The sequence below is a fragment of the Mycobacterium kyorinense genome (assembly GCF_002101735.1).
GTDB lineage: Bacteria > Actinomycetota > Actinomycetes > Mycobacteriales > Mycobacteriaceae > Mycobacterium > Mycobacterium kyorinense.
Genome location: NZ_LQPE01000067.1, coordinates 1 through 2,074 on the forward strand (window position 1 = coordinate 1; position 2,074 = coordinate 2,074).

General features: G+C 63.0%; 1 protein-coding gene. It reads right to left on the minus strand.

Translation table 11 applies throughout. The features are described from left to right. A partial coding sequence (locus AWC14_RS09145; RefSeq protein WP_142281634.1) for a condensation domain-containing protein occupies nt 1-2,074 on the minus strand: 2,074 nt, incomplete at both ends.

Below are 2,074 nucleotides of genomic sequence, written 5' to 3' on the forward strand. Positions count from 1 at the left end.
CAGCGGCCATCGCCACCACCACCCGCTCCAACCGCCCCACCAACGCCTCAATGCTTCGGCCCTCAAACACATCGGTGCGGAACTCCACCATCCCGCCGATCCCGGCGGGCTCACCGGACTCGGTGAAACGCTCGGCCAACGAAAACGACAGATCCATGCGGGCAGTGTGGGTATCGAACGGCACCTCAGTAACCTGCAGATCACCCAACCTCAACCCCGAAACAGCATCGCCGCCGCGCCCAGGTGTGTTCTGCCAACCCAACATCACCTGCACCAGCGGATGATGCGCCAGACTCCGAGTCGGGTTGAGCCGCTCCACCAACACCTCGAACGGCACATCCTGATGCTCATAGGCAGCCAGACTGCGCGCCCGCACCTGCCCCAAAAGCTCAGCGACACTGGGATCACCGGCCACATCAACCCGCAACACCAACGTATTGACAAAAAACCCGACCAACTCATCAAGAGCAGGATCACGCCGCCCAGCGATCGGGAAACCCACCGCCACATCGCAACTCGCGCTCAGCTTGGCCAACAACACCGCCAACGCCGCCTGCACCACCATAAAACTGGTCGCGTTATGCTCCCGCGCCACCCGCGCCACCCGCCGCTGCAACTGAGCCGACCAATCCACCATCACCCGGCCACCACGCTGATCAGCCACCAGCGGATACGGCCGATCCGTAGGCAAATCAACACGCTCAGGCAAACCCGCCAACGCATCCTGCCAATACGCCAACTGCCCAGCAATCACACTGCCCGGATCATCCAAATCACCGAACTGGGCCCGCTGCCACAACGTGTAATCGACATACTGCACCGCCAACGGCGCCCACCCCGGCTCCCGCCCCGCACACCGGGCCGCATAAGCCAACCCCAGATCACGCACCAACGGAGTGATCGACCAACCATCAGCAGCAATATGGTGCACCACCGCCGCCAACACATGCTCAACCTCGCCAACACGGAAAAGCCGCGCCCGCAAAGGAATCTCGGCAGCCAAATCAAAACTATGCCGCGCCGTCTGCTCGATCGCCTCCCACAACCGGCCTACCGGCCACCCAGCGGCATCAACAACCTGCCACCCGAAATCGGCCCGCTCCACCGGCACCACCAACTGCCGGGCAACACCATCAACCACCGGGAACACCGTCCGCAAACTCTCATGACGCCCCACCACATCACGTAACGCGTGCCCCAAAGCCTCAGCATCGCAACGCCCACCCAACCGCAACACCACCGCCATGTTGTAAACCGGCGACGGCCCCTGCAACTGATCGACAAACCACAACCGAGACTGCGCAAACGACAACGGCACCACCGCCGGCCGCTCAACAGCCACCAACGGCTCCAGCCCACCCCCACCCTCACCAACACGCGGCGCCAACCGCGCCACCGTAGGCGCCTCAAACACCACCCGCACCGAAACACCAACACCCAGAGCAGCATTGACCGCCGCCACCAGACGCATCGCCGAAATACTGTCCCCACCCAGGTCGAAGAAGGAGTCGTCGCGCCCGACCCGCTCCAGCCCGAGGACCTGGGCGTAGATACCGGCCAAAATCTCCTCGGTCGGCCCGACCGGAGCCCGATAAACCTCACCGCGGTAATCCGGCACCGGCAACGCCCGAACATCAAGCTTGCCGTTCACCGTCAACGGCAAACTGTCCAACCCCACCAACGCCGCCGGCACCATATAACCCGGCAACCGCGCCGCCAACTGCTCACGCAACCAACCCGAATCAGCACCACCAGTGAAATAACCCACCAACCGCTTATCACCAGGACGATCCTCACGGGCCACCACCACCGCCGAATCCACCCCAGCCAAACCCGCTAACGCCGCCTGAACCTCCCCCAACTCAATCCGATACCCCCGAACCTTGACCTGCTCATCAGCACGCCCCACATACTCCAACTGCCCATCAACACCCCACCGCACCAAATCCCCAGTGCGATACATCCGCTCACCAAACCCACCAAACGGACACGCCACAAACCGAGCCGCCGACAACCCCGCACGACCCCAATACCNAACCCCCACCCCCAAACCAGCCACATACAACTCGCGTAC